Origin of the sequence: Pseudomonas sp. KB_15, from assembly GCF_052114525.1 — a bacterium.
GTDB lineage: Bacteria > Pseudomonadota > Gammaproteobacteria > Pseudomonadales > Pseudomonadaceae > Aquipseudomonas.
On record NZ_JBFREX010000113.1, the window covers coordinates 1 to 658 of the forward strand.

Genomic DNA, 658 nt, shown 5'->3' on the forward strand with positions numbered 1-658 from the left:
GATCGATGGATGGCTGGGGCGGCGGCGGCGCCTCGGCCACGGCACCCCCCGCCTCCGGCGCCGTCAGGCTGGCCGCCGACCAGGCCGGGCTGCCCCAGGTCTCATAACCGGTCGGCGCGGTCTCCGGCACCGGCACGGGCGCGCCTTGCAGCAGGCTGGCGCGATCCACGCCGGCTTCGAGCGGCCCGAGGTCCGCCACCGCGATCTCGTCCGATTCGGCGAAGGCGTAAGCGCGTTCCAGCAGGTTTTCGAGTTCCCGCACGTTGCCGGGGAAGCGGTACGCCGCCAGCCGCGCCAGCGCCGGGCCGGACAGCCGGCGCGGGCGCGCATCGCCGTAGCGCACGGCCAGGTGTTCGAGGATGACCTGCGCCAGCACCGGAATGTCCTCGCCCCGCTCGCGCAGCGTCGGCATGCGCAGCTCCAGCACGTTCAGGCGGTAGTACAAGTCCTGGCGGAACGATCCGGCGGCGACCATCGCAGCCAGATCCTTGTGGCTCGCGCACATCACGCGCACGTCCACGGTGTCTTCCCGACTGGCGCCGAACTTGCGCACGCGCCGCTCCAGCAACGCGCGCAGCAGCTTTACCTGCATGGTCAGCGGCAGGTCCGCCACCTCGTCCAGCAGCAGCGTGCCGCCGTGCGCGGCGTGGAAGAAGCC

The 658-nt window shown here is 72.5% G+C and carries 1 protein-coding gene; it reads right to left on the minus strand.

Annotated features, from left to right (window positions below; genetic code table 11):
* Positions 1-658, minus strand: a 658-nt coding sequence (locus AB4Z35_RS29935) for a sigma 54-interacting transcriptional regulator (protein ID WP_442101149.1), incomplete at both ends; no start/stop codon positions are given.